This window comes from Acinetobacter sp. WC-141, from assembly GCF_000313935.1.
Taxonomy (GTDB): domain Bacteria; phylum Pseudomonadota; class Gammaproteobacteria; order Pseudomonadales; family Moraxellaceae; genus Acinetobacter.
This window is the reverse complement of the sequence record NZ_AMSS01000021.1, coordinates 1-2,333: the sequence shown is the minus strand read 5'-3', so window position 1 is coordinate 2,333 and position 2,333 is coordinate 1. Positions and strand designations below refer to the sequence as shown.

Below are 2,333 nucleotides of genomic sequence, written 5' to 3'. Positions count from 1 at the left end.
CTAATTTTTCTCTGTACACGACAAATTTCACAGAACCCTTATCCTATCAGGATTCTGCTTTCTTAAAATTGCCAAAATTTCCTTAAACTCTTCTTTTTTCCCAAAACCAATTAAACGCTGAATCGCCATTTGAACATAGTCTAAACCATAGCGAAATAAACTCATTGAGAGTCGTCCATGCTTCTTTATTTTTATCGCTTTTTTTTGATTATGTTGCCTTCACCCGTTAAGTAACACCAACAGAAGCTTATAGCTAACACCGCAATCAATTTTTTCACTCGTCTAGGGTCTGTCAAGCGCGTATTTTCAAGATTAAACCCGCGTCCTTTGAGACAACTGAATAAGGTTTCAATTTCCCAGCGTAATGCATAATCCTGAATAGCATTGGCATTAAACTGAGGAGAAACGACGAGTAAAAGCTCTCCATTTTCTAACTGTAGTGCACTTATATATAGTTTCACCCGACCAACCAAAATCCGTCGTTTACGACATTCAATTTGACCAACTTTAAGATGGCGAAATAAATCACTAATTTTATGATTCTTTCCTAAATGATTGGTGACAATGAAGTTTTTTTAACACGAATGCAGAAGTTGATGTCTTGTTCAATTAACCATGTAAACCACTGCTCACCGATAAACTCTCTGTCTGCGAACACATTCACAATACGGTCTTTACCAAAAATGGCTATAAAGCGTTGAATCAAAGCAATACGCTCTTTCGTATCTGAATTTCCACGTTTATTAAGCAATGTCCAAAGGATAGGTATCGCTATTCCACGATAAACGATTGCGAGCATCAGGATATTAATATTTCGTTTTCCCCATTTCCAATTGGTTCTATCTAAAGTCAGTTGCACTTTGTCGAATGAAAACATATTGAAAATCAACTGAGAAATTTGACGATAATCAAAATACTGACCTGCAAAGAAGCGCTGCATACGTCGATAAAATGATTGTGGTAAGCACTTGATGGGCAAGGCTTTAGATGCAGAAGAAAGATTACATGTTTGCTTTAAAATGATCACAAGCATGATGAGCGCAAAGCACTTTAAATGTGACTTGTTCCATTTTAGAGATTTGTTTAAGATAAGATATAACTCATTGAGATGTGTCATAGTATTCGTCGTTAGAAAACAATTATTGTGACATTATTTCAATGAGTTATCTATTTTTGTCGTGTACAGAGACACTTTATACAAAATTCAAGGGCTTGACTTTATATGGCAACTGCACAAGCAATAACCTGGCGTGAGCGTCTTGGCGCCTATTATTATCTTTGTCGTTTTGATAACCCGATTGGTACTGAACTGGTCTTTTGGCCAACCTTGTGGGCGTTATGGATTGCGGCTCAGGGGATGCCACGCATTGAAATTTTAATTCCCATGATTTTGGGTGTGATTTTTATGCGGGCGGCGGGTTGTGCCATCAATGATTTTGCTGACCGTAAAGTCGATGCGCATGTGGAGCGTACTAAAAACCGACCACTAGCGACCGGAGTCATCAGCGCCAAAGAAGCGGTGATGGTATTTCTGGTTTTGGTGGCTGCCAGCGCCTGTCTGCTATTTTTCTTGCCGATCGAAACTTTTTACTGGTCATTTGGGGCTTTGCTGTTAGCGTTTATTTATCCTTTTATGAAGCGCTATACCCATTTACCTCAAGTCTTTTTGGGTGCAGCATTTTCCTGGTCGATTCCGATGGCTTATACCGCAGTTGGACAAACGCCGGATTTAACCTGCTGGCTTCTATATTTTGGTAATCTGGCCTGGACCGTAGCCTATGATACCCAATATGCAATTGCAGATCGTGAATATGATTTAAAGATAGGGGTGAAGTCGACTGCAATCTTGTTTGGCCAGCATGATATTTCAATTATTAGCACCCTGCAGGCGAGCAGTATTTTATTGATAGGTGCTGCACTTTGGCTGGAAAATTTATTGATTCCATTTGGCTTGTTAGCACTTTTGCTGGTTGCTGCTGATTTTATTTACCAATGGTTTAAAACTCGCGATAAAAATCCACAGCTATGTTTTTGGGCATTCCGTCATAACCGTTGGATTGGCCTCATTATTTTTGTGGGAATATTGTTTGCTCTAAGATAATTGCCGTATGTCGGATAACAACAAAAGCATCCTATAAAGGATGCTTTTTTTATGATTAATTTTGAGTGATCTCGATTAAGAGATAGGGAATAACAATAAAAGGATAGAAATATGCAGAACAGTTATAAGAAATTGATCTCTGTACACGACAAATTTCACAGAACCCTTATCCTATCAGGATTCTGCTTTCTTAAAATTGCCAAAATTTCCTTAAACTCTTCTTTTTTCCCAA

1 protein-coding gene and 1 pseudogene are annotated in these 2,333 nt (G+C 38.4%); one reads left to right on the top strand and one right to left on the bottom strand.

Going from position 1 to position 2,333, the window contains the following annotated elements:
• Window positions 1–27 precede the first annotated feature (27 nt).
• Window positions 28–1,117 (bottom strand): annotated as a pseudogene (locus ACINWC141_RS19290) (IS4-like element ISAba1 family transposase).
• A 105-nt stretch (window positions 1,118–1,222) separates the two neighbouring features.
• Here ACINWC141_RS19290 and ubiA point away from each other — a divergent pair.
• The gene (gene ubiA / locus ACINWC141_RS03800) at window positions 1,223–2,101 is read left to right on the top strand and encodes a 4-hydroxybenzoate octaprenyltransferase (RefSeq protein WP_000179585.1); all 879 of its coding nucleotides are present in this window, start codon (window positions 1,223–1,225) and stop codon (window positions 2,099–2,101) included.
• The last annotated feature ends 232 nt before the right edge of the window (window positions 2,102–2,333 follow it).

Coding starts and splice junctions, on each gene's coding strand:
- ubiA (WP_000179585.1), top strand. CDS start 1,223: ATGGCAACTGCACAAGCAATAACCTGGCGTGAGCGTCTTGGCGCCTAT.